This is a genomic window from Oleiphilus sp. HI0067 (genome assembly GCF_001635735.1).
Genome location: NZ_LWFI01001215.1, coordinates 1 through 936, shown reverse-complemented (window position 1 = coordinate 936; position 936 = coordinate 1). Strand labels below are relative to the sequence as shown.

Sequence of the window (936 nt, the reverse complement as noted above, 5' to 3'; positions counted from 1 at the left end):
GCAAAGAGATTCTGAGCCAACAAAAAAGATAGGAGTGATACGCCTAAAGCGATATTAAGAGGGAATTTACGAATCATGGCTTTTGCTCCTTAATACTTCATCGAGAAGCCCAGTTCGATTTCTCGACCTGGCTTGCGACGTTCAACAATTTCACCGCCCTGAACTTTTTCTACTTCACTGTCGAGCAAGTTTTTGAGTTTGAACGAAACACCATAACCAATACGTTTCTCTTGATCGTCGTAGGTGTCATTCAAGCCCCACTTCACAACGAAATCTAGGCGATGAAATGGCTGTTCATAAACGTCCGGCGTACCGTTAATACCAAGCGCAGTGATGCGCTCACCATAGACGTTGTATAAAAACAAGGCGCTTCGACGCGTAAAGAAATTGTCGTAACCAAACTTTAAGTTCGCCACATAAGGTGACTGCCCTTGCATCGGACGAGAGGTACTAGTTAAACCATTTGAGGCTACATCTGCGGCATTAAGACTCACTTCAGACTCAATGTGTGTGTAATTACCTTCGACAAAATAGTTTTCAAAACTCGGGAACAGTTTGTCTAAATTTTTTCTAAAGCCAAATTCCAGCCCAATACTGTCAGCGCCCTCGGCGTTAGCATAAGTGATTTCAATATCTTCATCGGGGCGAGAACGAACAGTCTCAATCGGATTGGTGAATTGTTTCGAAAAAACACCTAACGAAATGGTTTCGTTGTAACTAGGGAACCACTCATATTTGAAATCAAAATTACTGATTGTCGTGTATTTAAGATCAGGATTACCTCTAACGATGTAATCTGTCTGAGGATCTTTATAACGCGTTGGACTGAACTCCCTAAAGTCAGGACGAGACAGTGTTTCACTCATACCAAATCGGAATTGATGCTCATCAGACAAACGGTATGTTAAGCCTAAAAAAGGCAGTACATCGGATGTT

General features: G+C 42.0%; 1 protein-coding gene. It reads right to left on the bottom strand.

Annotation, left to right across the window (positions count from 1 at the left end; genetic code table 11):
* Positions 1-89: 89 nt before the first annotated feature.
* Positions 90-936: TonB-dependent receptor domain-containing protein (locus tag A3739_RS18245; RefSeq protein ID WP_156502674.1), on the bottom strand; the 847-nt coding region annotated here is incomplete at its 5' end.